The organism is Bacillus sp. ABA4_010, assembly GCF_056159105.1.
This window is the reverse complement of sequence record NZ_JBSWUN010000003.1, coordinates 1,388,633-1,411,437: the sequence shown is the minus strand read 5'-3', so window position 1 is coordinate 1,411,437 and position 22,805 is coordinate 1,388,633. Positions and strand designations below refer to the sequence as shown.

Genomic DNA, 22,805 nt, shown 5'->3' with positions numbered 1-22,805 from the left:
AGCCCCTATTTTAATAAATAAGGCATTTTACCGATTGATACATATATGAGTCTCAATCAAGAACGACAGAGAGGAGGTGCCTCATTGAAAAAAATAGGTTTCATATTGCTAGTTTCTTTCTTCGTTGGAAGTATTCTATTCCCAACCGAGGGGATGACTGCTGAAACAGTGAGTACTAATAAATCAATTATGGGTACGTCCAGTTTAACAGCTGAACAAATGGCTACTTTTGTACGAGAAAAAAATCCGCAAAGTATTCGACTGCAAGGAATTTCTGTTGATCGATTAGCAGAATTATATCTTCGAATTGGCGCAGAAGAAGGTGTGCGTGGCGATGTCGCATTTGCTCAAGCGATTAAGGAAACAGGTTATTTCAAATTCGGCGGAGATGTCCTCCCGGAACAACATAACTTTTCCGGTATCGGTGCGACAGGAGGCGGCGCAAGAGGAAATTACTTTGCGACAGCTGAAAAAGGCGTATATGCTCAAATTCAGCATTTAAAAGCATATGCGTCAACAGAACCGTTAAACACGCCTTTAGAGGACCCTCGTTTTAAGTATGTAACGAGAGGGGTTGCTCCGACATGGCCTGACTTACATAAGCGCTGGGCAATGCAGACCTACAGGTAATTACGGTGAAGAGATTTTATCTATTTATGAAGAAATGAGTCAGACACCCCTTTTCGTCTCTGCTCCATTAGAACAAGTAAAATCTTTTCCTGATTTGTATCCAGTTGATATAAAGACAGGTTATTGGGCAGAAAAAGAGATTTTAACATTTTTAGATTTAAAGATTATGAACGGTGTTCAAAACGAATTAGGACAAACGCTCGTTAAGCCGAATGATATGATTACACGTGCACAGTTTGTGAAAATGCTTGTGAATGCATTTGAACTGAAACAAAGTGGACAAGCCCCTTCTTTTACAGATGTTCAATCTTCTGACTGGTTTGCTCCTTATGTAGATATTGCAGCAAGCTTAGGGATTACAACAGGCAATAACGGTGCGTTTAAGCCAAATGCTTATATTAAGCGCGATCAAATGGCAGCGATGATTATTCGAACGTTTGCTTTGCAAAAGGATATAGAAGATGAGTTAGTCTCTACTAAATCATTTACAGATGTTCCTGCAACTTATTGGGCATACCCTTCGATTTCTAGCGCATCAGCTTATGGCATTATTTCTGGTTATGAAGACGGAACTTTTAAACCAAATGCATACGCGACACGCGCACAAGGTATTGTCATTATTTATCGGGCAATGCAGCAAGTAACAGAAGAAATGTAAGGATCTTTTAAAGCTAAGACAGGATATCGCTTCTGTTTTAGTTTTTTCTTTTGGTCTTAATACCTACTACTAACACTTTTAACATTATTAAGACTTGGTACTAGTACCTCTCCATTTTTCTTATGTTTTCCTCTTTTATCCCTTCTTTTGTGTGTTTTACATAATTGTTTTTATTGTTTTTCCTTGTTTTTATTGTTTTCGGTACTGTAGAAAGCTTGATAGTTATAGGTTTTAGAGGCTAAAAGATAACAAAATTGGTGTTAATTATAACGTTTTTGGTGTGAACGATAACAAAATTGGTGTTAATTATAACAGCTTTGGTGCGTTTAAAATAACAAAATTGGTGTGAAAAATAACGTTTTTGGTGCGAGATATAACAGTTTTGGTGCAAAATATAACGCTTTTGGTGTAGAAACGATAACGTTTTTGGTGTCAACTATAACAAAATTGGTGCTTCTATAACAAAATTGGTGTAAAATATAACATTTTTGGTGCCCAACCATAACAAAATTGGTGCGAATGATAACATTTTTGGTGTCTAACGATAACAAAAATGGTGCGAAAAATAACATTTTTGGTGCCTTAAAAGAGTGTTCATCATGTAAAAATAGGGAACTTACATTTAAAGAATAGTATAATTCCAAATGGCAAAGTTCTTGATACACATTTCGCTTAATCATTCGCCTTATTTTATTTCATGGAAGGACGTTCACCATCGATTCTTCAGACCACTTGAATTTGCCCTCAAATGTTCTAGGTTGATATATATTGTCGGACTAATTCGACTATTAATCTGTAACAACAAATTCCTTTCGCTATAGTTGGAATTTTGTCATAATAATGGTAGCCATTAAGGAGGAATTTTCGTTGTATAAGACAGAAATCGTAGAAGCAAATACGAATAACCTCGTCACGAAATCCAATCTATTGATTGAAGCCAATTACAAACTTGGGGTGACTGAGCAAAAAATTATTCTTTGCATTGCCAGTAAAATTCAGCCGGATGATTCGGACTTTAAGACATATACGTTACCGATTAAAGAATTCAATAAATTGCTTGGATTAAAAGGTACGCCGAAATATACGGAACTTCGAAAAATTACGAAAGATCTTATGCAAAAAGTATTCGAGGTACGAATCGAAAATAAAGTGATTCAAGTGGCTTGGCTCTCGTACGTTGCCTACAATGTAACCGAAGGAACAATTGATATTCGCTTTGATCCATTCCTTCGCCCTTACTTGCTGCAGCTAAAGAAAGAGTTTACGAGCTATAAGCTCGACAACGTCGTGAAATTAAAAAGCTCCTATGCGATTCGAATTTATGAGCTTTTAAAGCAATATGAGCGGGTTCAAGAGCGAACGTTTAGTTTGGAACATTTGCGCCGCTTGCTTGGTGTAGAAGATTTATATCCTGCTTACGGAAATTTTAAGCAGCGTGTCCTCCTTCCCGCTCAAAAAGAGCTGGAAAAAAAGACGGACATTACTTTTGAATTAGAAGAGATAAAAGTTGGACGCCGTGTTGATAAAGTGAAGTTTGTTATTCGCTCAAGAAGAAAAGCGGCGAAACAACTAAACCTTTTTGACGATACATTTGATGCGTCAAAACAGCCGGCTCCATCTTCTTCCTATGAAAAATTAAAGACCATTGCGCTCTCTCAAGGTGTCAACTTAACTATAGAGACGTATCAAAAGTGGGTGGAAGCATATGGCGAAGTTCGAGTTAGCCAAGTTATCGAGGAAACGATGAACAAGCCGAACGTAAAAAATCCGATTGGGTACATCACGTACATGCTTCGTGAGTCGGGAGATGGCACGCTGCAAGCAGCAGCCGGCGATGCGGATCATGCCGAACAAGACCTCCTTCTTTATTTAGTTTCACGGTATCGAAATGCGCGGGAGAAATTGCCTTATTGGCTCATTGAAGAAAAAGCGGTGCAAGATATTGCCGAAAAACTTGGAGCTACTTCGGATGATGCCCTGTACATTTTTACGAAAGTAAAAGAAAAGTTTTTTGAGGCGCTTGGTTTTAAAGCAGAAGACCGCCCTTCCCCTATGCAGGAGGAAGAGTTTTTAAAAATGAGAGATGAACTACAGCAACAGCTGAAGGAATATAAAGGGAATTTCCAAGAGTAGGATGTTCTTTCAAGGGACCGTTAATGCGGAATAAACACGAATTATAACATTTTTGGTTATAGAAAAGGGAGGGCTGTCAGCCGTCCCTTTTCTCATGTCTGCTTTGTTTCAAGGCGGTCACCACCGACTGAACGGCAGGGTTATCTTTATTTTCCACTTTGTATGCGGCATAAATGGTATTTTCCACAAACAGCTCAGGAAAGACGATATGGACACGCTGTAACGCAACAGAATCTTCAATTAAATACGTCGGTAAGATGCTAATGCCCATTCCTTGTTCAATAGCTTCTAAAATGGCCCGTAAATCTGGCATAATATGAAACGCTTGCATGCTCGGGCGCTTGCCGAAATGCTGCCGCCAATATCGGCGGACAATCGGCAATTCTGCTCCATAGCTTAACCATCGCTGTTCATTCAGCCATTCTTCCACTTCAGCCATCTCTTCTATTTGCGGATAGCAATCGACCGGAGCGGTCACAACAAACGTTTCATCTTCGATTTTCGTATAGTCAACCCCAGGGAGTGCTACCTTTTGCGTTGTAATAATTAAATCAACCGCATCTTTTTGCAGCTCGTCCATGACATCATCGGCTACACCGAAGTGAGCAGAAAATCGCACATCCATGTTTTTAAGCTTTTGTAAAGCATTTTTTGTAAAATATTCTCTCGGAGTGCCTATGCGAATGAGCGGAGCACTTGATGTAATATGGCGAATTTCTTGTGTCACGCTTTCTAAGTTTTCAATAAGGGGAACAATCTTCGTGTAAAGCTCTTTTCCCCGATCGGTCGGAATCATTTTACGGGGGGCTCGAATGAACAATGGCTCTCCAATTTCCGCTTCTAGTGCCGCTAAATGCTGGCTCATTGCCGGCTGTGTTAAAATCCTCGCCTTTGCCGCTGCGGATACGGAACGATGCTTATAAATACTAATGAAACTGCGGTACCATTCAAAATCAATCATATCAAACCGTTCCTTTCTTCAAACAACTACTATCATTATATAATGTTCGTCGTTTGAAGCGAAAAAAACGGCTTATTCGTTCATACGCAAAAACCCCCTTTCATCAATCCGGCTTGTAACGGGGATGTATGAAAGGGGGTGAATGATTAGTTCATTTTGCGCAAACGATGAACCTCTCTTTTCTCAATCAATGGAGCTGCTTTTTCACGATATGCTTGATAGTGCTCCGTTTCAAGGTGAGCATGAAGAGCTTCTTCATCTTTCCACGTTTCGTAAAAGACGAAAACACCGTTATCTTCAAGTGATTCATGCAGCGTGTAGATGAGACAACCAGCTTCTGCGCGGGAAGGCTCGACTACTTTTTCAAGTTCTTTGCGTAAAAACGGAGCTTGTCCCGGCTTTGCGGTTAAAATCGCTGTAATCGTAATGGCAGACATCGCTTTCCCTTCTTTCCTTATAAAGAGTTTTGTAAAATGACTTTTACATCTTCTTTCTTTAATGGAATGTAATTGCCGATTGTTTCAGCAACCATTGCTCGTTCAGCCATTAAGTCAAGTTTTTGATCATCAATGTCGTAGTCAGCCAGCGATGAAGGTGCTCCAATCGATGTCCAGAACTGTCTTAATGCTTCAATTGTTTGCGCCGCTAATTCAGCCTCTGTTTGCCCTTCAGGCTGAAGGTCGAATACGCGCACCCCTAATTGTGCAACACGCTCTGGTTTTTGCGCCGCGACATATTCCATCCAGCGCGGGAAAAGAATAGCCAACCCGCCGCCATGCGGGATATCGTACACGGCAGATACTGCGTGTTCAATCATATGTGTCGCCCAGTCTGATTTTACCCCCATCGATAATGTTCCGTTTAACGCAAATGTTCCGTTCAGCATCATCACTTCACGATACTCATAGTTCTCTAAATCGTTGATTAACTTCGGTGCCGTCTCAATCACTGTACGTAAAATAGACTCGCCGATGCGCTCTTGAAGTGGAGCGTTTGTAGATGCATGGAAATATTGCTCGAATACGTGTGACATAATATCAACAATGCCGTAAACAGTTTGGTCAAGCGGAACAGAAAACGTAAGCTCAGGGTCTAAAATGCTGAATTTCGGATACGTATGAATGGACCCGAACGAACGCTTATCATTTTCTTCCCAGTTCGTAATAACCGCACCGCCATTCATTTCAGAACCGGTTGCCGCTAGCGTCAGTACCGTACCGATTGGAACAGCAGATGTTGGTACGACTTTCTTTGTCACGATGTCCCACACGTTTCCATCATAATGAGCACCAGCCGCAATGGCTTTTGCACAGTCAATCACACTGCCGCCTCCGACTGCTAAAATAAGGTCAAGGTCGTGTTCCTTAATCAGGTTAATTCCTTTATTGACCGTTGACAAACGCGGATTTGGTTCTACTCCGCTCAACTCAACGACATGTGCTCCGATCTCTTGAAGCGATGCGGTAACGTGATCATACAGACCGTTTTTCTTAATGCTACCGCCTCCGTATAATAATAGAACACGCTTGCCGTACACAGGAATTTCAGTTTTCAGTGCTGCTAGCTGCCCTTTTCCGAAAATTAGTTTAGTTGGATTGTGAAATTGAAAGTTTTCCATGATGTTGTCTCCTCTCGTTCGTTAAAATAGAAGACCTGCAAGTAGCGGCAATAGTTGCATACTTGCAGGTAAATGTATTAACCTAACTGTTTAATAACTTCTTTCGCCGCGCTAATTGTTGATTGCGGGTTTTGGCCTGTAATTAAGTGACCGTCAACTTGAATGTGATCTGCCCAGTTTGCCGCTCCTTCAAATTGAGCACCAAGTTCGCGCAAACGTGTTTCTAATAAAAATGGCATGAAGCGATCAAGCGTTGTTTCTCGTTCTTCGTCATCTGTGAAAGCTGTAACCGTTTTGCCAGCTACTAATGGCGTGCCGTCAGATAATTTTACACCTACTAATCCAGCCGGACCGTGGCATACAGCCGCTACAACTTTGTTTGCTTCATATAAATCACGGATTATTGCTTGAAGTTTTTCATTGTCTGGTAAATCGAACATGGTCCCATGTCCACCAGGAAGGAAAATCGCATCGAACTTGGATGCGTCCGTGATTTCGTCAAGTTTCACTGTGTTTTCTAAATGTTTTGCTGTATCTAGCACTTCTTGAGGTGTTTCTCCTTGTAAGCTTCTTTCGTCAACTGGTGCTTTTCCACCAAGTGGACTTGCCACTGTAATGTCATAACCTTTTTCTGCGAACTCTACATATGCTTCCCCAAACTCTGAAAGCCATAATCCTGTTTCATGTTCTTCGTTCATTTTGTCAGCCGTTGTGACGACCATTAATATATGTTTTGTCATTGTTTTTTCCTCCTCATGTTTTCGTTCGAGATTACACTTTGAATCTTACTCTTGTCACCGCCATAATACAAATTAGAAAAAAGCAGCGAATCTATAAATATATTTATCCAAATGAAACGAAACAAAACGTCAATTAAAAAATCCCTCTGCTTGTTCGCAAAGGGACTTGTCCATCGATTATTCAAAACGTTTAAAAATAAGGGTCGCATTATGGCCGCCGAATCCGAGCGAGTTGCTTAATACGACATTGACTTTTTGAGCTCTTGCTTCGTTCGCTACATAGTCGAGGTCAAGCTCAGGGTCAGGAGTTTCATAATTGATGGTTGGCGGCACAATGTTGTCTCGAATCGCCATGAGAGAAAAAATCGCTTCAATCGCTCCGGCTGCTCCTAACAAATGGCCGGTCATTGATTTAGTGGATGAAACAGCCAATTTGTAGGCGTGATTGCCAAATACACCTTTAATGGCTTGTGTTTCATATAAATCATTGTAATGTGTACTTGTTCCGTGGGCATTAATATAATCCACATCCGTTGTTTGCAACCCTGCATCTTGCAAGGCGAGCATCATAGAACGCTGTCCACCCTCTCCGTTCGGAGCTGGTGTTGTAATATGATAAGCATCCCCTGTTGCGCCGTATCCGACAATCTCACCGTAAATAGTTGCTCCGCGCGCTAACGCGTGCTCCAGTTCTTCCAAAATGAGGACGCCTGCTCCTTCCCCAATAACAAAGCCGTCGCGATGTTGGTCAAACGGTCTTGAGGCGGTGTTTGGGTCCGGATTCGTTGAAAGAGCCGTCATGTTTTGGAAGCCCGCGACCGTCATCGGTGTAATGGAAGCTTCAGTTCCGCCTGTAATCATCACATCTGCTTCACCGCGCTGAATCACTTTAAACGCATCACCGATCGAGTTTGCTCCGCTCGCACAGGCGGTTACGGTACAGGAGTTGATTCCTTTTGCCCCTAGTTCAATTGATACACGTCCAGCTGCTAAATCAGGGATGAGCATTGGAATGATGAACGGGCTTACCCTTCTGACACCTTTATTTAAAAAGTTTTTGTGCTGTTCTTCAAATTCGCCAAGCCCGCCGATCCCAGAGCCAATCCACACGCCCACTCGGTGTGCATTGGAATCATCAATCACAAGATTGGCATGGTCGACAGCCATCTTACTGGCAGCGACAGCAAACTGCGTAAACCGACCCATTCTTCTTGCTTCTTTTGTATCCATATATTCTTCCGGCTTGAACTCTTTTACTTCTGCTCCAACTTTTACTTGATAGATGTTTGCATCAACTTGCGTGAGCGGACCAATTCCACTTTTTCCTGCCTTAATGCCTTCCCATGTGCTTTCAGCTGTTAAACCAAGCGGCGTAATGGCCCCTACTCCGGTAATCACCACTCGTTTGTTCATCATCTCTTGTCTCCCCTTTTTTTATATTTTGTTATCGTCCATATTTAGACACTGACTCATGTTAAAAAAATCTTATCATTGTGATGGAAATGTGTCCATCAAAAGTCCATGAAAACAGCCTCGGTTTAGTGAACCAAGGCTTGTCTCCTACTTTTTACATGGATGGAGATTATGATTCTGTCACGACTCGTCCAACTACTTTCAACACGTCGGTTCTGCTCATTTTTTCTTTTCCTTTCATGAGCGCCTCCAATGTTCCGTGGGCAAGGGCGAGCGGAATTTTACAAAAATGAAGAATCGGACCTGGCTTAATATCTTTCAAGTACGCATCAGCTAACGTTAAATTACGGCGAGCATATGCGAACATATCGTCAAGCTCCCAGCCGTCCGGAAAAAAGCTTACTCCGCGCTCCCGATCTTCGATGCGGTTTCGTAAAATATTAACCGACTGCAACCCGCGGCCAAACGCAATCGCAAGCGATTCATCTGGTTCTACTTGATCATGCCATTTCCAAATGTCTGTCAGCATGACGCCGACTAAACCAGCCACATAAAAGGTATAGTCATTCAAATCTTCTTCTGTCGTAATTTTCCATTCTTTTAACGTCCAGTCGCCCATTCCTTTCGCCATGATGGAGGTCGCGTCTAAAATGTTATCGACAATAGCTGGCGGACATACTTTAATCCAATCCGCCAAACGCAATGTTACCTCAGGCAAAAGAGAAGCATGCGGCTGTAAAATCTGGGCAATTTCCTCGTCCTTAAAAGGCGTCTTTAACAGTGCACTGATGGCATATAATAAATCCGCTTTCACTTTATTTGGGAGTTCAGGATGGTCTTCGATTTCATCAATGGCCCGCATGCATAAATACGCAGACATCACCGCTTCTTGCAGTCCCGGTGATAAATGGCTGATTGGAATGAAAAATGTGCGGCTAGTCGCCTTCAACATTGCTTTTGCTTCTTTATGTAAATTCATCATTTCACTCATTTCATCCGGTCCCCTTTTATTCACGTCTTGAAAATTCTTTATCTTTGAATTCTATCATTATCTTCGTAATTAATAAAGAGAACTTCTATCGGTAAAAGTTTGCTCTCATTCCTAACTTCCATTTTCCCGATTAGTTCAATGGTTGAAATTGACAATCGCTTATTTTTTCAATATAATGCGGACATCAACTATTGACGAGGTATTAAGATGAAATTATCTTTACAAGACTATATTAGCATTTTTATTCATCAGACAGACTTGACGTTAACAAATTACATTAAAACGAAGTTAGACCCCTTTAATATTGCACCCGAACAAAATTTAATTATGATGTTGCTTTGGGAAAAAGACGGCATGACACAAAATGAAATTGCTGAAAAGCTGTATAAAGATAAAACGAACATCGCCAGAATGGCTTCTAATCTTGAAAACAAAGGATTCATCCAACGAGTGCCAAATCAAGAAGATCGCCGTTCGTTAAAATTATATTTGACCGCTAAAGGAAAAGAGCTTGGTCAGAGTGTTATCCCGATGGCGGAAGAATTCAATCAACAAGTGTGCAAAGGGATTACCGACGATGAATTAAAAGAATTAAGAAGGATTTTGGGGAAAATGCGTGATAACATGCAATAAGTTTTTTGCATTATCACGATTTATAGTTGCTATAGCAACTATGTGTATGGTAAGATGAAGAAGATTTCATGATTTTATATACCAAAAAGGTTGCTATAGCAACATTTTTCATTAGAGAAAATGGGGGAATTCATATGGCAAATGTACTATTTATTAAAGCAAACTCGCGTCCAGTCGAACAAGCGGTGAGCGTCAAGCTTTATGAAGCGTTTCTTGACAGCTATAAACAATCGCATCCAGAAGACAACATTACGGAGCTTGATTTGTTTAAAGAAAACTTGCCTTATTACGATACAGATAAAATTAACGGCATGTTTAAATTAGCAAAAGGCATGGAGTTAACAGCAAGTGAAAAAGAAGCAACAGATTTAGTGAACCGCTATTTAAATCAATTTTTATCAGCGGATAAAGTCGTATTTGCGTTTCCACTTTGGAACTTGACCGTTCCAGCTGTGCTGCACACGTACTTAGACTATTTAGGTCAAGCAGGCAAAACATTCCGTTATACAGCAGAAGGCCCTGTTGGCTTGCTTCATGAGAAGAAAGTGGCGCTTTTAAATGCAAGAGGCGGCGTATACTCAGAAGGGCCTGCCCAATCTATGGAAATGGCCGTTCAATATGTCCAAACAATTTTAAACTTCTGGGGTGTCCAAGATGTGACAACCGTCATTGTAGAAGGACATAACCAGTTCCCAGATAAAGCAGAAGAAATCATTAACGAAGGATTGAAAAAAGCGGCTGAAACAGCTGTTGCCTTCTAATTGAAAAAGTGAGAAAGCCGACATTCCTCTTTCCGGGAATGTCGGCTTTTTCTTCTTTTAACGTATTTGTCCGTTTCCGCTCATCATATACTTCACCGTTGTTAAAGCAGGAAGTCCCATCGGCCCTCTTGCATGAAGCTTTTGAGTAGAAATGCCGATTTCAGCACCGAATCCGAGCGCCCCTCCGTCTGTAAATCTAGTCGACGCATTATGATAGAGTGCTGCAGCATCAACAAGATTCATAAACTTTCTGGCCGTTTCTTTATTTTCAGTGACAATCGCTTCAGAATGTTTCGTTCCGTATCGTTCAATATGTTCAATCGCTTCATCGACATGCTGAACGGTCTTAATGGCGATATCGAGACTTAAATATTCATCGGTCCAATCTTTTTCCCTTGCCGGTATAGCCTCTGGAATAAGCTTCACAATAGTTGTGTCGCCGTGTACCGTAATATCGTGTTCTGCTAAAGCTTGAATGAGGGCATCTTTATGCTCATGCAACCATTCTTCATGGACAAGCAATGTCTCCGTCGCATTGCAAACAGCTGGGCGGTCCGTTTTCGCATTCACGAGAATGTTAATTGCTTTTATAACATCTGCTTCACGGTCGATATACAGGTGACAGTTTCCTACCCCTGTTTCCAATACGGGTACGGTTGCATTGTTTACGACTGCGTTAATTAATGACGCGCCACCGCGCGGAATTAAAACATCAATATGCTCTTTCATCGTAAACAACTGGGTCGTTGTTTCCCTGTCCGTACTAGAGATAAACTGAACCGCTTCTTTCGGAATGTTCGTCTTTTCCAGGGCTTGATGCATTACGTCCACAATGGCTTGATTGGAGGAAACAGCGGAGGAGCCTCCCTTTAAAATAATGGCATTACCTGATTTTAACGCAAGACCTGTCGCATCGACGGTTACATTCGGCCGCGCTTCGTAAATCATGCCGATCAACCCGAGCGGCACTCTTACTTGTTCGACAAGAAGACCGTTATCGAGAGTCCACTGTGATAAAACGTCCCCAATCGGGTCATCTAGCTTGACTACTTGGCGCAGCCCTTCTGCAAATTCAGCAATCCGTTCTTGTGTTAATGAAAGACGGTCCATAAATGCATCGGTGAACCCTTCGTTTCGGCCGTTTTGCAAATCAACGCCGTTCGCTTGTAAAATCGTATCTGCCTCACGTTCAAGTGCATCCGCAACGATAAGCAGCGCTTCGTTTTTTTCTTCTGTCGTCAGAAGACTAAGCCCCTTCGCCGCTTTTTTCGCTTGAATCGCTTGTTCCTCAACAGTCAATGGAATGTGGTTCATTAAATTCATCAAAAGCCTCCTCTATTATGTTCGGTTTCTCTTACTTACATCACATCGTATGTTATAAGCCCACTGGAATAGGAATTTCAATGCGGCAAACAAGGCCTTCACTTTCCACAATGGGCGGTTCATCGGTTAATTTAGTAGAAGCCGTCAGCTTTTTCACTTCTTCTGACGAATGATTGACTTCACCAAGACCGACTTCTTTTTTCTCCATATCGACAATGCGCACAACGGCTCCTTCTTCAAAATAGCCACTCACGTGTTGAATATGAGATGGGAGCAATGGTTCTTTTCGTTCCACAATGGCTGTTTTCGCGTCGTCATCAACGGTAATTTCCCCTTTTGGTCCAGAGTTGAAGGCGATCCATTGTTTTTTCTGATTTAAGTTCACCTTATTATCTTTTGATTCAAAATACGTCCCTTTCGCTGTTTGATTGACAGCATCAATTAAAATATTAGGCACACCTGACTTTCCTAAAAAGGCTGGAATGCCTGAAGCCATCGCAATTTTCACAGCATCAATTTTTGATTTCATGCCCCCTGTGCCAACCGAGCTGCCAGCGTCCCCAGCCCCCTGTTCAATTTCACGGGTAATAGCATGCACGCGTTGGAGCAGTTTCGCATTTGGATTTGTTCTCGGATTTGAATCGTACAGACCGTCAATATCTGAAAGAATAATTAGCAAATCTGCTTCAACAAGTCCAGCCACTTTCGCTGAGAGAGTATCATTGTCGCCAAACTTCAGACGATCAATCGTTACTGTGTCGTTTTCGTTTACAATTGGAACAATTCCGCGCTCCAACAGGACATTAATTGTATTGCGGGCATTGTTGTAGCGGTTTCCGTCGGAAAAGTCGTCTCTTGTAATTAAAATTTGGGAAGCGACATAGCCGTGTGATAAAAACAATTCTGAATAAGCTTCCATCAATAACCCTTGCCCAATGGAAGCAGCGGCTTGCTTTTCCGGCAAGGAACTCGGACGCTCTAAACAGCCAAGCTTGCGATAGCCAGCTGCGACCGCTCCTGATGATACAAGCAGCACTTCAAACCCTTCATCTTTTAATTGAACGACCTCATCGACAAGGCGTTCCAGCTTTCGGCGGCTAATTTCACCATGCAGGCTCGTCAGGGAGCTGCTTCCAATTTTAATCACAATTCTTTTCTTCCCGTTGTCGGGACTCATGTAATCACTCCTGTTTGTTTCGTTTGTTTACGGTTGATCAACCTTTTTCCGTAGAAAAAGCATATTTGGGCTATTTTTATACAGAGAAACCGTTTGTCATTCCTCCGGTCTGACCGAATGTTCATCTAAAGGAAGATAGCAAAACGTGTCACTATACCTGAACGCTATACGGTCAGTGCTTTCTTGCGAAGTTGTTGGCTCAATTCGTTTGAGCGCTTTGAGGCACTTTGAATGGCCTGAATCATCGCCTCACCGCCGCCATGTTTATGCAAAGCAGCTAAGCCAGCTGCCGTCGTCCCATTTGGTGAAGTCACGTTTTTGCGCAGCTCCGCAGGTGTTTCGTCTTGTTCCATCATCATCTTTGCTGCTCCTAAAATCGTTTGAGCACCAATTTGACGGGCAACTTCTGAATCGAGTCCTTCTGCTTTTGCTGCTTCTTCAATGTGTTCCATTAAGTAATAGAAATAGGCTGGACCGCTCCCAGCAATTCCAGTGAAAATATCCATTTTCGCTTCATCAATCATGTAGACTTCGCCGATGCAAGCGAGCAACTGTTGGGCGATGGAAATATGTTCCTCGCTGGCGTAACGGCCTGGTGACAGCGCTGTTGCAGACTCTCTCATCATGCTTGATGTATTGGGCATCGCCCGAATAATTGGCTGATTTTTATGCAAATGTTCTTCCATGAAGGAAGTGGTCATTCCGGCAAGTACCGAAAGAATGGTTTGATTGGGGGTAATGTTGTGTTTAATCGAGGATAGCGCCTTCTCGGCATCTTTTGGTTTCATCGCTAAAATGATTAAATCAGCTTCGCGCAGTTGTAACGCCTCTTGGGTGACGGTTTTCACGCCATACTTTTTTCGCAGTTCCTCCAAACGCGCTTGATTGCTTCGGTTTGTCACTATGATTTGGCTAGCTGAAATCTTCCCTGCATCCACAATTCCAGAAATCATCGCCTCTGCCATGGATCCTGCTCCTAAAAAAACAATGGTCTTATTTTGTAACATCCAATTCCTCCCTGCTTGTTCGCATTTCTGTTCGTTTTTTATAACGTTATCTATCGTAACATGCTGGTTTTTTATGTCAAGGAAGGGCAAGCCGCTGTTTACGTGGTTCTTCTGGCATGGCATTAACGTTGAAAGCGCTTCCTGAATTTTTATAATTTAATTTTTTCTTTCGATTTTTACGTCAGGCATCTCCTTGAAAATAATGACACGCCCTTATTCTTCGTTTCTTTTGCTTTATACTCTTTTACAAACGTGAACATCCTATGTATAATACATTTTAAAATGTAAGTGTTTAAAAATGCCATAGTATCAAAAAGTATACTAAATACATTCAAAAGCTTGGAGGAACATTGATGGGAAGAATGAATGAGAAAGTGTTTAATTGTGAAAAAGAGCTCACTCTGTCGGTTATTGGAGGAAAATGGAAAATGCTCGTATTATGGCACCTTGGAAAAGGAGGAACGAAGCGATTCGGAGAATTGAAGGCGCTCATTCCCGGGATTACACAGCGCATGCTCGTGAACCAGCTGCGTGAGCTGGAAGAAGACCAAATTGTTCATAGAGAAGTGTATCCTGTTGTCCCCCCGAAAGTGGAATATTCGCTAACGGAACAAGGAAAAAGCTTAATGCCCATACTTGATTCCATGTATGAATGGGGCAAAAATTATATCGACAATGTCCTTCAAGATAAAGTCGAAATTAAAGAATCCATCTATGAAAATTAAAAAATGGATTGTTTGAAACAGAGGGCATTCTCTCATTTCAGACAAGCATAGCAAAATGGACCAGTTATAACAGTCATAACTGGTCCATTTTTGCATCCATTCTTTTATTCTAAGTTGGCATGGTTTCCGTACATGGAAGCGGAATCCATCCCCTTTTTCTCCATAAACCTTAAAATAACCGCATCAAAAAATAAGAGAAGTGTTTGTTCAAATAAAGAGCCCATCGGCTGAATGGTGTGATGGACGCCGTTCGATCGGTCCTTTGTCGCTCCCGGTAATGGCACGACAATATCTGCTTGTTGTCCAATGGTCGACTGTGGGGCAATTGTCACAAGCGCGACCGTTGCTCCTAAGCTTTTCGCTTTTTCAGCCATGGATACAAGGCTTTTCGTTTCACCTGAACCAGAGCCAATAATAAGCAAATCCCCTCTTCCGAGACTTGGCGTGACCGTTTCACCGACAACATACGCCTCTAACCCGATGTGCATCATCCGCATCGCGAAAGATTTTGCCATAAAACCAGAGCGGCCCGCCCCAGCAACGAAAATTTTCTTTGCTTCCAAAATGCCATGAACAAATGTTTCCGCTTCGTCATCAGATAGGAAATCAATCGAACGCTTTAACTCTTCCAGAATTTCGGTGAAGTAATGTGTCGTTTGCATGACGCTTACCCTTCTTTAATCATGTTTTGCATTTGAGCAGCCGCCGCTTTTTTATCTTCTTGACTAGCGATGCCTCCCCCAACGATGACAAGGTCAGGTTGAACTTTAATTACTTCTGGAAGTGTTTCTAATTTAATGCCGCCTGCGATCGCTGTTTTCGCATTTTTTACAACGCTCTTGATGGTTTGCAAATCTTCAAATGAATTTTTCCCCACTGCTTGAAGGTCATAGCCTGTATGAACACAAATGTAGTCAACGCCAAGCTCGTCTACTTCTTTCGCACGTCCAGCTAAATCTTTCACCGCAATCATATCAACAAGAATTTTTTTGCCGCTTTTTTTCGCTTCTTCTACCGCGCCTTTAATGGACATATCTTCTGCTGCGCCAAGAATCGTCACGATATCTGCACCCGCTTCAGAAGCTTTCATGACTTCATAGCCAGCTGCATCCATAATTTTTAAGTCTGCAAGTACTTGTAAATGAGGGAACGCTTCTTTCATTGCCTTAACAGCATGAAGGCCTTCGTTAATGATAACCGGCGTACCGATTTCCACTATATCAATGTGCTCCTCAACTTCTTTCACTAATTCAATCGCTTGTGGGATATTAACAAGATCTAATGCTAATTGTAATTCCATAAATGGGTCACTCCTTATAGTTTATAATGATGTGTACAAGCATTTCTTTTAGTGGCTTCTTCCTTACCGAAGCCGTCACATTTACGCTCTGTCACTTGTACAAGCATGAGTATACTAACTGTTTTCAAACTTTAAAAGTACGCACTTTATTTTTACATAGTGCTTTAAAAAGTAAATAGTACCAAAAATTATACTATGTGAAACAAAAGTGCGTACTTGTGAAAAACAGCGGTATTTTGAATAATGACTATAGTACTCATTCTTATAGGATATGAGAAAAAGATTTTGTTTACTGACGCAAAAGGAGGCACCCATGAAATTACGAGTATCAGCCGTTCAATACCATCTTCATACAATTCAATCTTTTGATGAATTTGCTCACCGAGTGGAGCATTATATAAAAACAGCCCAGGAATTTGATGCCGATTTTATTTTATTCCCTGAGTTCTTTACAACACAGCTTCTATCAATTGGCAATGAACAAGGTGAGCCACTTAGCATCCAGCAGCTGCCGGATTTTACAGAGCAGTACCGCGACTTATTTATAAAGCTCGCGAAACAAACGAATATGCACATTATTGGAGGAACACACGTTATTCGAAAAGAAGATAAATTATATAACGTGGCCCACTTATTCTATCCAGATGGACGCGTGGCTGAACAAGCGAAGCTGCATATGACACCGACTGAAGTAGAAGAATGGAATATGAATCCAGGCAATAGTTTAGAAGTATTCGAAACAGATAAAGGAACCATTGCGATGCTTACGTGCTACGACATTGAGTTTCCTGAAATTGTTCGAATGGCGAAAGCAAAAGGAGCCGATGTCATTTTCTGCCCTTCTTGCACAGATGACCGTCACGGATTTCATCGCGTTCGCTACACGAGCCATGCGAGAGCGGTTGAAAACCAAGTGTATGTGGTGGGCGCAGGCACAGTCGGTTCTCTCCCTACTGTTGACTTTATGCGGGGGAACTTCGGTCAGGCCGTTGTCATTACACCAAATGATGTTCCCTTTCCTCCAAAAGGGATTTTAGTGGAAGGCGAACTGAATCATGACATGATCGTAACGGCTGACTTGGATTTAGAACTGTTGTACAAAGTGCGCGAGAGCGGTTCAGTCACAACATGGCGCGACCGACGCACAGACCTGTATCCAGATTGGTAGGAATGGACAAAGGAGATGTGGCGATGTATCGAAAAGAATTTTACGTATTCGACGGAGACCGTCCTGTACCGGCAGTAATCCGAAATTATGACGAAAATGATTTTTCCGAGCTGATTCACATCCAACAGGAATGTTTCCCACCCCCCTTTCCACCTGATTTATGGTGGAATGAAAGGCAGCTGCGCAACCATATCACCTTGTTTCCACAAGGGGCGCTCTGCATCGAAGTAGATGGAAAACTTGCAGGCTCTATGACCGGTCTGCTTGTACTATTTGATCCAGCTCACCCTGACCATACGTGGGAAGAGATAACCGATAACGGGTATATTCGCAATCATAACCCGAACGGTGATACGCTGTATGTTGTCGACATTAGTGTGCGCCCTTCCTACCGAAAGTTAGGGCTAGGAAAATGGCTCATGACCGCCATGTATGATGTTGTCATTCAGCATGGATTGACACGCTTATTAGGCGGAGGGAGAATGCCTGGCTATTACAAAAAAGCAAATGAGCTAACGGCAGAGGAATATCTTGAAGCCGTCGTTAAAGGAGAAGGGAAAGATCCTGTTATCACCTTTTTATTGCGCTGCGGCCGTACACCGGTCAAAGTGGTTCCTGACTACCTAGAAGATGAAGAGTCATGCCATTACGGGGCATTAATGGAATGGAAAAATCCATTTATCCGGCATTAATGGGGATAAGCCCGATAAGAACATTGTAAAAAAGGAGAATGAAAAAATGGACTATCATCGTATTACAACGATCCAAGACCCTTTGTTTTTAAAAATGCATCAATTAATGCAAGACGTATTCCCACCTGAAGAAGTGCTTGAATTCGATCTTTGGAAAGAGCCGCTTGAAGATCCTGGTATTCACGTATACGTGGCGGTTCATCATGGCGAGGTTGTTGGTGCTACTGAATATCGTTACTATGAAGACTTTAATGTAGCGATGACGGATTTCACCATTATCGGCCAAGCGGGACTCGGCATTGGGCCGTTTTTAGCAGAAAAAAGAGTGGAAGATTTACAAGCACTTGCTGCTGCTAATGGCAAGGAGCTATACGGGATGTTTGCCGAAATTTACGACCCTTATCGAATTGAGTACCATGAATTTGGCGGTGTAAAGCCAATGGATCCATTTGTCCGCCGTGAAGTGTTGGCTCACCTTGGGTATAAACGCCTCGACTTCCCATATGTTCATCCATCATGGAACAATGATGCGGAGGCAGTAACAGGACTGGACCTTTGCTTCCTGCCAATGGCAGAAGGGGTCACGGAATTACAAAGCGAATTGATTGTCGCCTTTTTAAGACGATACTACGCTGTCTTACCAAACAAACCGGCTTCATGGCACACGATGGTAGAAGAATTAGAAACAAAAGAGACGGTCGCATTATTGCCGATTTAAATGGAATGTGACAAAAGGCAGAGCTGTGAGCTTCTGCCTTTTTTTCATGATAGCTAAAATGCCGTCTATGTCATTACCTCCGCTAACCATCGATTGCGATGCATAACCCGGAGAAAGAAATGCATGATAAGAACGTAGTTGAATCTGATAAGAAAAGAAAGGAAGGTTTTAACAGATGGCAACCGTTCTTTACATTACTGCCCATCCGCATGATACTACGCAATCGTACAGCATGGCAGTCGGAAAAGCGTTTACAGACGCGTATCGTGAAGCACATTCCGGTGATGAAGTCGTTCATCTCGACTTATATAAGATGGATATTCCTCATATTGATGCGGATGTGTTCAGCGGTTGGGGCAAACTCCGCTCTGGTACAGCGTTCGAGCAACTATCCGCTGAGGAAAAAGCGAAAGTGAGTCGTCTTGCTGAATTAACAGAGCAATTTGTCGCAGCTGATAAATATGTATTTGTGACACCGATGTGGAATTTCTCGTTCCCTCCTATTATGAAAGCATATATCGATTCCATTTGTACCGCTGGAAAGACGTTCAACTATACGGAACAAGGTCCTGTCGGTTTGCTGACCGATAAAAAGGCGCTGCACATTCAAGCGCGAGGCGGCATTTATTCAGAAGGCCCTGCTGCTGGCATGGAAATGGGACACCGCTATTTAAGTGTCGTGATGCAGTTTCTCGGTGTTCCTTCCTTTGAAGGACTGTTTGTGGAAGGACACAATCAATTTCCTGACAAAGCCGAGGACATTAAGCAAAAAGCCATTGCCAAGGCAGAAGAACTGGCAAAATCTTTTTAATTATTTTAGGGCAGAAAGAGCTTTCTCCTTCTGTCTTTTTTTACCGTTGAACGGAAAACAGAAACCGAGACTGTTTCCAGGTCTTTTCATTTGGCATAAGAGACTGTTCCGTAAACGAAATACCTCCATTATGTGCCATCGTTAAAATGGTTGAAGCCCTCGTGCCATAGTCCGCACTTTCAATGAATAACGGTGATAAGCGCTTTTCCCACTCCTTCCCTACTCCCGTGTTTGGCAGTTCTTCATCAGCTGCTTCAGACGAATCAGACAACATCGCCAGCAATTCGTCTTCATTAATAGTGTGTTGCGAAACAGCTTGTTTCAATTGTTCGGTCCCTTTCTTCACTTTCGGCCACGGTGTATTTAGCACCGCATTGCTTAATCCGTGAATGCCGGGAGGAACGCGCTCAATTTCGTTTAGCGCAGGGCTGTAATAATAGAGGGCATCCATGTCTCCAACTAATAAGTTAAAGCCATTATACTTTTCACGCTCCTGCTGCACAGCTTGAAGGTAGGCTGTCGGTTCGCTTGTCCCAGTTAAATAATCGCTGACGAGAAACCCGCGGGATTTCATATTCGCACGATTTTGACCAGGGGCCCGGTAGTTCGTTAAAGCTGCAAACCGGCCAGTACGGGTCACCCCCATCCATGTTCCTCCTTTTTCTAAATCACGCCCTGCCAGCACATGCGGCTCGTCTTCCCAAAATGCCGCAGGAGCTGTCGGGCGCTCGTAAAATTCATCGCGATTAGCCGCAATGACGAGCGGATAATCCGGGTGAACTCCATAAGCGAATAAAATCAGACACATGTTATCCCCTCCTGTTCCATCGAATGTGATGTTATCTATTTTCTACGTATCGGTATGAAATCATTCCATCGATTACCTGAAAAGAGCCGCAGTATACACTGCGGCCCCTTTCTTTCTTATTTCACTTCGACAACCCAATTAAACGGATCTTCTACTGTTCCATTTTGAATGCCTGTTAATGTATCATATAGCTTTTTCGCTAACGGACCTGTTTCGCCTTTATTAAGGACGATCTGCTCGTTCTGCCAGAAAAATTCACCGATTGGAGAAATAACAGCCGCTGTTCCTGTACCAAACGCCTCTTCTAGTAAACCGTCAGCATAAGCTTGGCGGATTTCTTCCATGGAAATCTTCCGTTCAGAAACTGGAATATCCCAATGTTTCAACAATTCAATGATGGAGTTACGTGTAACTCCTTCTAAAATGCTGCCACTTAAAGCTGGTGTATGAACTTCGCCGTTAATTTTGAAGAAAATGTTCATGCTGCCAACTTCTTCAATGTATTTCTTTTCAACACCATCAAGCCACAATACTTGAGAATAGCCTTTGCTGCTAGCTACTTCTTGTGCTTTTAAACTGGCTGCATAGTTGCCGCCTGTCTTTGCGGTCCCTGTTCCGCCGGATACCGCGCGGACAAACTCGTTTTCAACGGCGATTTTTATAGGGCTGATTCCTTCTTTATAATACGAGCCTACTGGCGATAAAATAATGATAAATTGATAATTCTTCGCAGGTGCTACTCCTAAAAATGGTTCTGTCGCAATGACGAACGGACGGATGTAAAGAGATGTACCTTCAGCACTTGGAATCCAATCTTTATCAATCGTAATTAATTGCTTTAATGCTTCAATCGCAAACTCTTCATCGATTGGCGGGATGCATATCCGCTGATTGGAGCGATTCAAACGTTTCATATTACGGTCCGGTCGGAATAAAAGCACCTTTTCCTCTTTCGTTAAATAAGCCTTTAATCCTTCAAACACGGTTTGCCCGTAATGAAATACCATACATGCAGGGTCTAAAGACAATGGTTGATACGGAACGATGCGCGGATCATGCCACCCCTGTCCTTCCGTGTAATCCATAATAAACATATGGTCGGTAAAAATCCGGCCAAAGCCAAGCTGGTCAGATTGCGGCTTTTGTTTTTTCTCTTTTGTAAGCGTAACATTGATTGTCTGGTCTTTCATGTTTGTTATCTCCTTGTCCGTTTTGGTTTCAAATCATTCTATTAGTCTATTGTATACCTACGTGGAATAATATAACAACTAATATTAACTAAAAATTCGAAATTTATCTATTTCACAAAAATAATAACAGAAAAAATGAATTTTGAAAATATGAAATATTTTTGGTTCAAGTCACCTTCAACAATTATGAAGTAAAAAATAAAAACCACGGCTTAGGAAACCGTGGTTGAAGACATTATGGTTTCATGTCCATCCACCCATGAATGGAATGAATGGCAAAGCCGTCGAAGCTAGAGAATGATTGATAATGAGATTGGACGATGTCTAATTGGTTGAACATGTACGAGCTGCCTTCTTCATAAAATGAAACGAAATTCGCTTCAAGCGATTGAAGCGTTTCAACACCAATCGTTACCTTTTTATGATGAATGGCTGCATAATTCATTTCGTTTTTGACAAGCTCAATGATGCCGTTTGCTCCTGCTGCTCCGTCACGGTACGCCATAATTGTGACAGAGTCTGTATTGGAAATGACCCAATCAGATAATTTTCCTTTTCCGTTTCGGTTATTGTACGATTTTTCATCAAACCAAAACGGAATATCTGCCGTCAGTGGCAAGTTAAGCGCTGCAGACGATGCTTTTGCATCCATCAGAAGCGTTTGGTACGCTAATACTGTTTTGGCATATTGGCTCGTCCAGCCTGCATATAAATAAGGCTCTACATCTAAGTGAATACCGGAAAATTTTTCTCCGCTAGCCGCTTGTGATTGATAAGTTGCGACCCAAGAAAAGAAGTTACGAGCGGATTTTTGCCCTTGAGTGGAAACCCAATTTGGGGCACCGTCAAGTGCGTACACGGCAATACCTTTTGTCCCCGCTTTTTGAATGAATGTGCGATACGCTTGGACGGGAATGTGTTTGCTTACTTGAAGGAAAACACTCGTTACGTTCTTTTGCTCCATAAATGTAAGCAAGCGGTCTGTCTGTTGAACGATGGCACTTGTATCCCAAAGCCATGTGGAATAGCCACTAGTTTGTTGTGCGGCCTCTGCTTGTTGCTGTGTTCCCGCTACCCCTGTACCTTGCAGTATGCAGGCAATGATCATCAGCATCAAAACCTTTTTCATTCGTTTCATATATACCTCTCCTTTTTGAATGAGCCACGCCCTTTCAAAAAGGAGAATGGCAACCTGGCAACCGTACAGTAAAACTGGTTAGGCCCATGGCTTTGCGTCCTTGCCTTTCGACAAGTTTGCCTTTTCATTTTTTATGATTCTTACTGTTTATATCGGCTCTTCACATAGATTGTGAAGAGGTTGTTTCTGTTTGGACAAAAAAATTAAAAA

24 protein-coding genes and 1 riboswitch are annotated in these 22,805 nt (G+C 42.3%); of the genes, 10 read left to right on the top strand and 14 right to left on the bottom strand.

What is annotated here, in order from left to right; all coding sequences use genetic code 11:
* The first annotated feature begins 84 nt into the window (after positions 1–84).
* The 3 genes from ACXAEO_RS08105 (at position 85) to ACXAEO_RS08095 (ending at position 3,421) form a co-directional block, all read left to right on the top strand.
* On the top strand, positions 85–630 hold the full coding sequence (locus tag ACXAEO_RS08105) for a glucosaminidase domain-containing protein (protein WP_474879959.1): 546 nt from the start codon (positions 85–87) through the stop codon (positions 628–630).
* A gap of 34 nt (positions 631–664) precedes the next feature.
* Positions 665–1,288, top strand: coding sequence for an S-layer homology domain-containing protein (locus ACXAEO_RS08100; protein WP_474879958.1), 624 nt, complete (start codon positions 665–667; stop codon positions 1,286–1,288).
* An 867-nt stretch (positions 1,289–2,155) separates the two neighbouring features.
* A complete protein-coding gene (locus tag ACXAEO_RS08095) occupies positions 2,156–3,421 on the top strand; it encodes a replication initiation protein (RefSeq protein WP_474879957.1) in 1,266 nt (421 codons plus the stop codon).
* Positions 3,422–3,497: 76 nt separating this feature from the next.
* On the opposite strand, the gene ACXAEO_RS08090 is transcribed toward ACXAEO_RS08095, so the two are convergent.
* The 6 genes from ACXAEO_RS08090 to ACXAEO_RS08065 form a co-directional block, all read right to left on the bottom strand.
* Positions 3,498–4,382 carry a LysR family transcriptional regulator gene (locus ACXAEO_RS08090; protein WP_474879956.1) on the bottom strand — a complete coding sequence of 295 codons (885 nt, stop codon included), beginning with the start codon at positions 4,380–4,382 and terminating at the stop codon, positions 3,498–3,500.
* A 146-nt stretch (positions 4,383–4,528) separates the two neighbouring features.
* Positions 4,529–4,819, bottom strand: coding sequence for a putative quinol monooxygenase (locus tag ACXAEO_RS08085; protein WP_474879955.1), 291 nt, complete (start codon positions 4,817–4,819; stop codon positions 4,529–4,531).
* A gap of 17 nt (positions 4,820–4,836) precedes the next feature.
* Positions 4,837–6,000 carry an iron-containing alcohol dehydrogenase gene (locus tag ACXAEO_RS08080; protein WP_474879954.1) on the bottom strand — a complete coding sequence of 388 codons (1,164 nt, stop codon included), beginning with the start codon at positions 5,998–6,000 and terminating at the stop codon, positions 4,837–4,839.
* Positions 6,001–6,077: 77 nt separating this feature from the next.
* Positions 6,078–6,740, bottom strand: a complete 663-nt coding sequence (locus ACXAEO_RS08075) for a type 1 glutamine amidotransferase domain-containing protein (protein ID WP_474879953.1) — start codon at positions 6,738–6,740, stop codon at positions 6,078–6,080.
* A gap of 177 nt (positions 6,741–6,917) precedes the next feature.
* A complete protein-coding gene (fabF, locus tag ACXAEO_RS08070; protein ID WP_474879952.1) occupies positions 6,918–8,156 on the bottom strand; it encodes a beta-ketoacyl-ACP synthase II in 1,239 nt (412 codons plus the stop codon).
* 166 nt (positions 8,157–8,322) lie between these two features.
* The gene (locus ACXAEO_RS08065) at positions 8,323–9,144 is read right to left on the bottom strand and encodes a squalene/phytoene synthase family protein (protein WP_474879951.1); all 822 of its coding nucleotides are present in this window, start codon (positions 9,142–9,144) and stop codon (positions 8,323–8,325) included.
* A gap of 207 nt (positions 9,145–9,351) precedes the next feature.
* On the opposite strand from ACXAEO_RS08065, the gene ACXAEO_RS08060 reads away from it, so the two are divergent.
* The gene (locus tag ACXAEO_RS08060; protein WP_474879950.1) at positions 9,352–9,777 is read left to right on the top strand and encodes a MarR family winged helix-turn-helix transcriptional regulator; all 426 of its coding nucleotides are present in this window, start codon (positions 9,352–9,354) and stop codon (positions 9,775–9,777) included.
* A gap of 134 nt (positions 9,778–9,911) precedes the next feature.
* Positions 9,912–10,538 carry an FMN-dependent NADH-azoreductase gene (locus tag ACXAEO_RS08055; RefSeq protein WP_474879949.1) on the top strand — a complete coding sequence of 209 codons (627 nt, stop codon included), beginning with the start codon at positions 9,912–9,914 and terminating at the stop codon, positions 10,536–10,538.
* Positions 10,539–10,595: 57 nt separating this feature from the next.
* Here the strand turns inward: ACXAEO_RS08055 and ACXAEO_RS08050 are convergent, their stop codons facing one another.
* The 3 genes from ACXAEO_RS08050 to proC all read right to left on the bottom strand — a co-directional run bounded on the left by ACXAEO_RS08050 (position 10,596) and on the right by proC (position 14,045).
* Complete coding sequence (locus ACXAEO_RS08050) at positions 10,596–11,852, bottom strand: glutamate-5-semialdehyde dehydrogenase (protein ID WP_474884044.1); 1,257 nt, start codon at positions 11,850–11,852, stop codon at positions 10,596–10,598.
* A gap of 61 nt (positions 11,853–11,913) precedes the next feature.
* A complete protein-coding gene (gene proB / locus ACXAEO_RS08045) occupies positions 11,914–13,038 on the bottom strand; it encodes a glutamate 5-kinase (RefSeq protein WP_474879948.1) in 1,125 nt (374 codons plus the stop codon).
* A gap of 164 nt (positions 13,039–13,202) precedes the next feature.
* The gene (gene proC, locus ACXAEO_RS08040) at positions 13,203–14,045 is read right to left on the bottom strand and encodes a pyrroline-5-carboxylate reductase (protein ID WP_474879947.1); all 843 of its coding nucleotides are present in this window, start codon (positions 14,043–14,045) and stop codon (positions 13,203–13,205) included.
* Positions 14,046–14,398: 353 nt separating this feature from the next.
* On the opposite strand from proC, the gene hxlR reads away from it, so the two are divergent.
* The gene (gene hxlR, locus ACXAEO_RS08035; RefSeq protein WP_474879946.1) at positions 14,399–14,770 is read left to right on the top strand and encodes a transcriptional activator HxlR; all 372 of its coding nucleotides are present in this window, start codon (positions 14,399–14,401) and stop codon (positions 14,768–14,770) included.
* A 104-nt stretch (positions 14,771–14,874) separates the two neighbouring features.
* Here the strand turns inward: hxlR and hxlB are convergent, their stop codons facing one another.
* Positions 14,875–15,432, bottom strand: coding sequence for a 6-phospho-3-hexuloisomerase (hxlB, locus tag ACXAEO_RS08030; RefSeq protein WP_474879945.1), 558 nt, complete (start codon positions 15,430–15,432; stop codon positions 14,875–14,877).
* Between the two features lie 5 nt (positions 15,433–15,437).
* Positions 15,438–16,070, bottom strand: a complete 633-nt coding sequence (hxlA, locus tag ACXAEO_RS08025; RefSeq protein ID WP_474879944.1) for a 3-hexulose-6-phosphate synthase — start codon at positions 16,068–16,070, stop codon at positions 15,438–15,440.
* 313 nt (positions 16,071–16,383) lie between these two features.
* On the opposite strand from hxlA, the gene ACXAEO_RS08020 reads away from it, so the two are divergent.
* The 4 genes from ACXAEO_RS08020 (at position 16,384) to ACXAEO_RS08005 (ending at position 19,459) form a co-directional block, all read left to right on the top strand.
* Positions 16,384–17,238 carry a carbon-nitrogen hydrolase family protein gene (locus tag ACXAEO_RS08020; protein ID WP_474879943.1) on the top strand — a complete coding sequence of 285 codons (855 nt, stop codon included), beginning with the start codon at positions 16,384–16,386 and terminating at the stop codon, positions 17,236–17,238.
* 23 nt (positions 17,239–17,261) lie between these two features.
* Positions 17,262–17,930 (top strand): GNAT family N-acetyltransferase, encoded by a 669-nt coding sequence (locus tag ACXAEO_RS08015; protein WP_474879942.1) that lies wholly within the window; start codon positions 17,262–17,264, stop codon positions 17,928–17,930.
* Between the two features lie 46 nt (positions 17,931–17,976).
* Positions 17,977–18,648, top strand: a complete 672-nt coding sequence (locus ACXAEO_RS08010) for a GNAT family N-acetyltransferase (protein ID WP_474879941.1) — start codon at positions 17,977–17,979, stop codon at positions 18,646–18,648.
* A 175-nt stretch (positions 18,649–18,823) separates the two neighbouring features.
* Positions 18,824–19,459 carry an FMN-dependent NADH-azoreductase gene (locus tag ACXAEO_RS08005; protein ID WP_474879940.1) on the top strand — a complete coding sequence of 212 codons (636 nt, stop codon included), beginning with the start codon at positions 18,824–18,826 and terminating at the stop codon, positions 19,457–19,459.
* Positions 19,460–19,499: 40 nt separating this feature from the next.
* Here ACXAEO_RS08005 and ACXAEO_RS08000 read toward each other — a convergent pair whose 3' ends face one another.
* The 3 genes from ACXAEO_RS08000 to ACXAEO_RS07990 form a co-directional block, all read right to left on the bottom strand.
* Positions 19,500–20,267, bottom strand: a complete 768-nt coding sequence (locus ACXAEO_RS08000) for an NRDE family protein (RefSeq protein ID WP_474879939.1) — start codon at positions 20,265–20,267, stop codon at positions 19,500–19,502.
* Positions 20,268–20,383: 116 nt separating this feature from the next.
* Complete coding sequence (locus tag ACXAEO_RS07995) at positions 20,384–21,457, bottom strand: branched-chain amino acid aminotransferase (RefSeq protein WP_474879938.1); 1,074 nt, start codon at positions 21,455–21,457, stop codon at positions 20,384–20,386.
* A 235-nt stretch (positions 21,458–21,692) separates the two neighbouring features.
* The gene (locus tag ACXAEO_RS07990) at positions 21,693–22,595 is read right to left on the bottom strand and encodes an amidase (RefSeq protein WP_474879937.1); all 903 of its coding nucleotides are present in this window, start codon (positions 22,593–22,595) and stop codon (positions 21,693–21,695) included.
* Positions 22,596–22,640: 45 nt separating this feature from the next.
* Positions 22,641–22,726: riboswitch (cyclic di-GMP riboswitch) on the bottom strand.
* Positions 22,727–22,805 lie beyond the last annotated feature (79 nt).

Bases quoted from the DNA above. Each gene is read 5' to 3' on its own strand.
- fabF (WP_474879952.1), bottom strand. From the start codon at position 8,156: ATGATGAACAAACGAGTGGTGATTACCGGAGTAGGGGCCATTACGCCG.
- ACXAEO_RS08055 (WP_474879949.1), top strand. From the start codon at position 9,912: ATGGCAAATGTACTATTTATTAAAGCAAACTCGCGTCCAGTCGAACAA.
- ACXAEO_RS08065 (WP_474879951.1), bottom strand. From the start codon at position 9,144: ATGAGTGAAATGATGAATTTACATAAAGAAGCAAAAGCAATGTTGAAG.
- ACXAEO_RS07990 (WP_474879937.1), bottom strand. From the start codon at position 22,595: ATGAAACGAATGAAAAAGGTTTTGATGCTGATGATCATTGCCTGCATA.
- ACXAEO_RS08085 (WP_474879955.1), bottom strand. From the start codon at position 4,819: ATGTCTGCCATTACGATTACAGCGATTTTAACCGCAAAGCCGGGACAA.
- ACXAEO_RS08010 (WP_474879941.1), top strand. From the start codon at position 17,977: ATGGACTATCATCGTATTACAACGATCCAAGACCCTTTGTTTTTAAAA.
- hxlB (WP_474879945.1), bottom strand. From the start codon at position 15,432: ATGCAAACGACACATTACTTCACCGAAATTCTGGAAGAGTTAAAGCGT.
- proB (WP_474879948.1), bottom strand. From the start codon at position 13,038: ATGAGTCCCGACAACGGGAAGAAAAGAATTGTGATTAAAATTGGAAGC.
- ACXAEO_RS08020 (WP_474879943.1), top strand. From the start codon at position 16,384: ATGAAATTACGAGTATCAGCCGTTCAATACCATCTTCATACAATTCAA.
- ACXAEO_RS08050 (WP_474884044.1), bottom strand. From the start codon at position 11,852: ATGAACCACATTCCATTGACTGTTGAGGAACAAGCGATTCAAGCGAAA.
- ACXAEO_RS08015 (WP_474879942.1), top strand. From the start codon at position 17,262: ATGTATCGAAAAGAATTTTACGTATTCGACGGAGACCGTCCTGTACCG.
- ACXAEO_RS08005 (WP_474879940.1), top strand. From the start codon at position 18,824: ATGGCAACCGTTCTTTACATTACTGCCCATCCGCATGATACTACGCAA.
- hxlA (WP_474879944.1), bottom strand. From the start codon at position 16,070: ATGGAATTACAATTAGCATTAGATCTTGTTAATATCCCACAAGCGATT.
- ACXAEO_RS08060 (WP_474879950.1), top strand. From the start codon at position 9,352: ATGAAATTATCTTTACAAGACTATATTAGCATTTTTATTCATCAGACA.
- ACXAEO_RS08090 (WP_474879956.1), bottom strand. From the start codon at position 4,382: ATGATTGATTTTGAATGGTACCGCAGTTTCATTAGTATTTATAAGCAT.
- ACXAEO_RS08000 (WP_474879939.1), bottom strand. From the start codon at position 20,267: ATGTGTCTGATTTTATTCGCTTATGGAGTTCACCCGGATTATCCGCTC.
- proC (WP_474879947.1), bottom strand. From the start codon at position 14,045: ATGTTACAAAATAAGACCATTGTTTTTTTAGGAGCAGGATCCATGGCA.
- hxlR (WP_474879946.1), top strand. From the start codon at position 14,399: ATGGGAAGAATGAATGAGAAAGTGTTTAATTGTGAAAAAGAGCTCACT.
- ACXAEO_RS08100 (WP_474879958.1), top strand. From the start codon at position 665: ATGAGTCAGACACCCCTTTTCGTCTCTGCTCCATTAGAACAAGTAAAA.
- ACXAEO_RS08075 (WP_474879953.1), bottom strand. From the start codon at position 6,740: ATGACAAAACATATATTAATGGTCGTCACAACGGCTGACAAAATGAAC.
- ACXAEO_RS08080 (WP_474879954.1), bottom strand. From the start codon at position 6,000: ATGGAAAACTTTCAATTTCACAATCCAACTAAACTAATTTTCGGAAAA.
- ACXAEO_RS07995 (WP_474879938.1), bottom strand. From the start codon at position 21,457: ATGAAAGACCAGACAATCAATGTTACGCTTACAAAAGAGAAAAAACAA.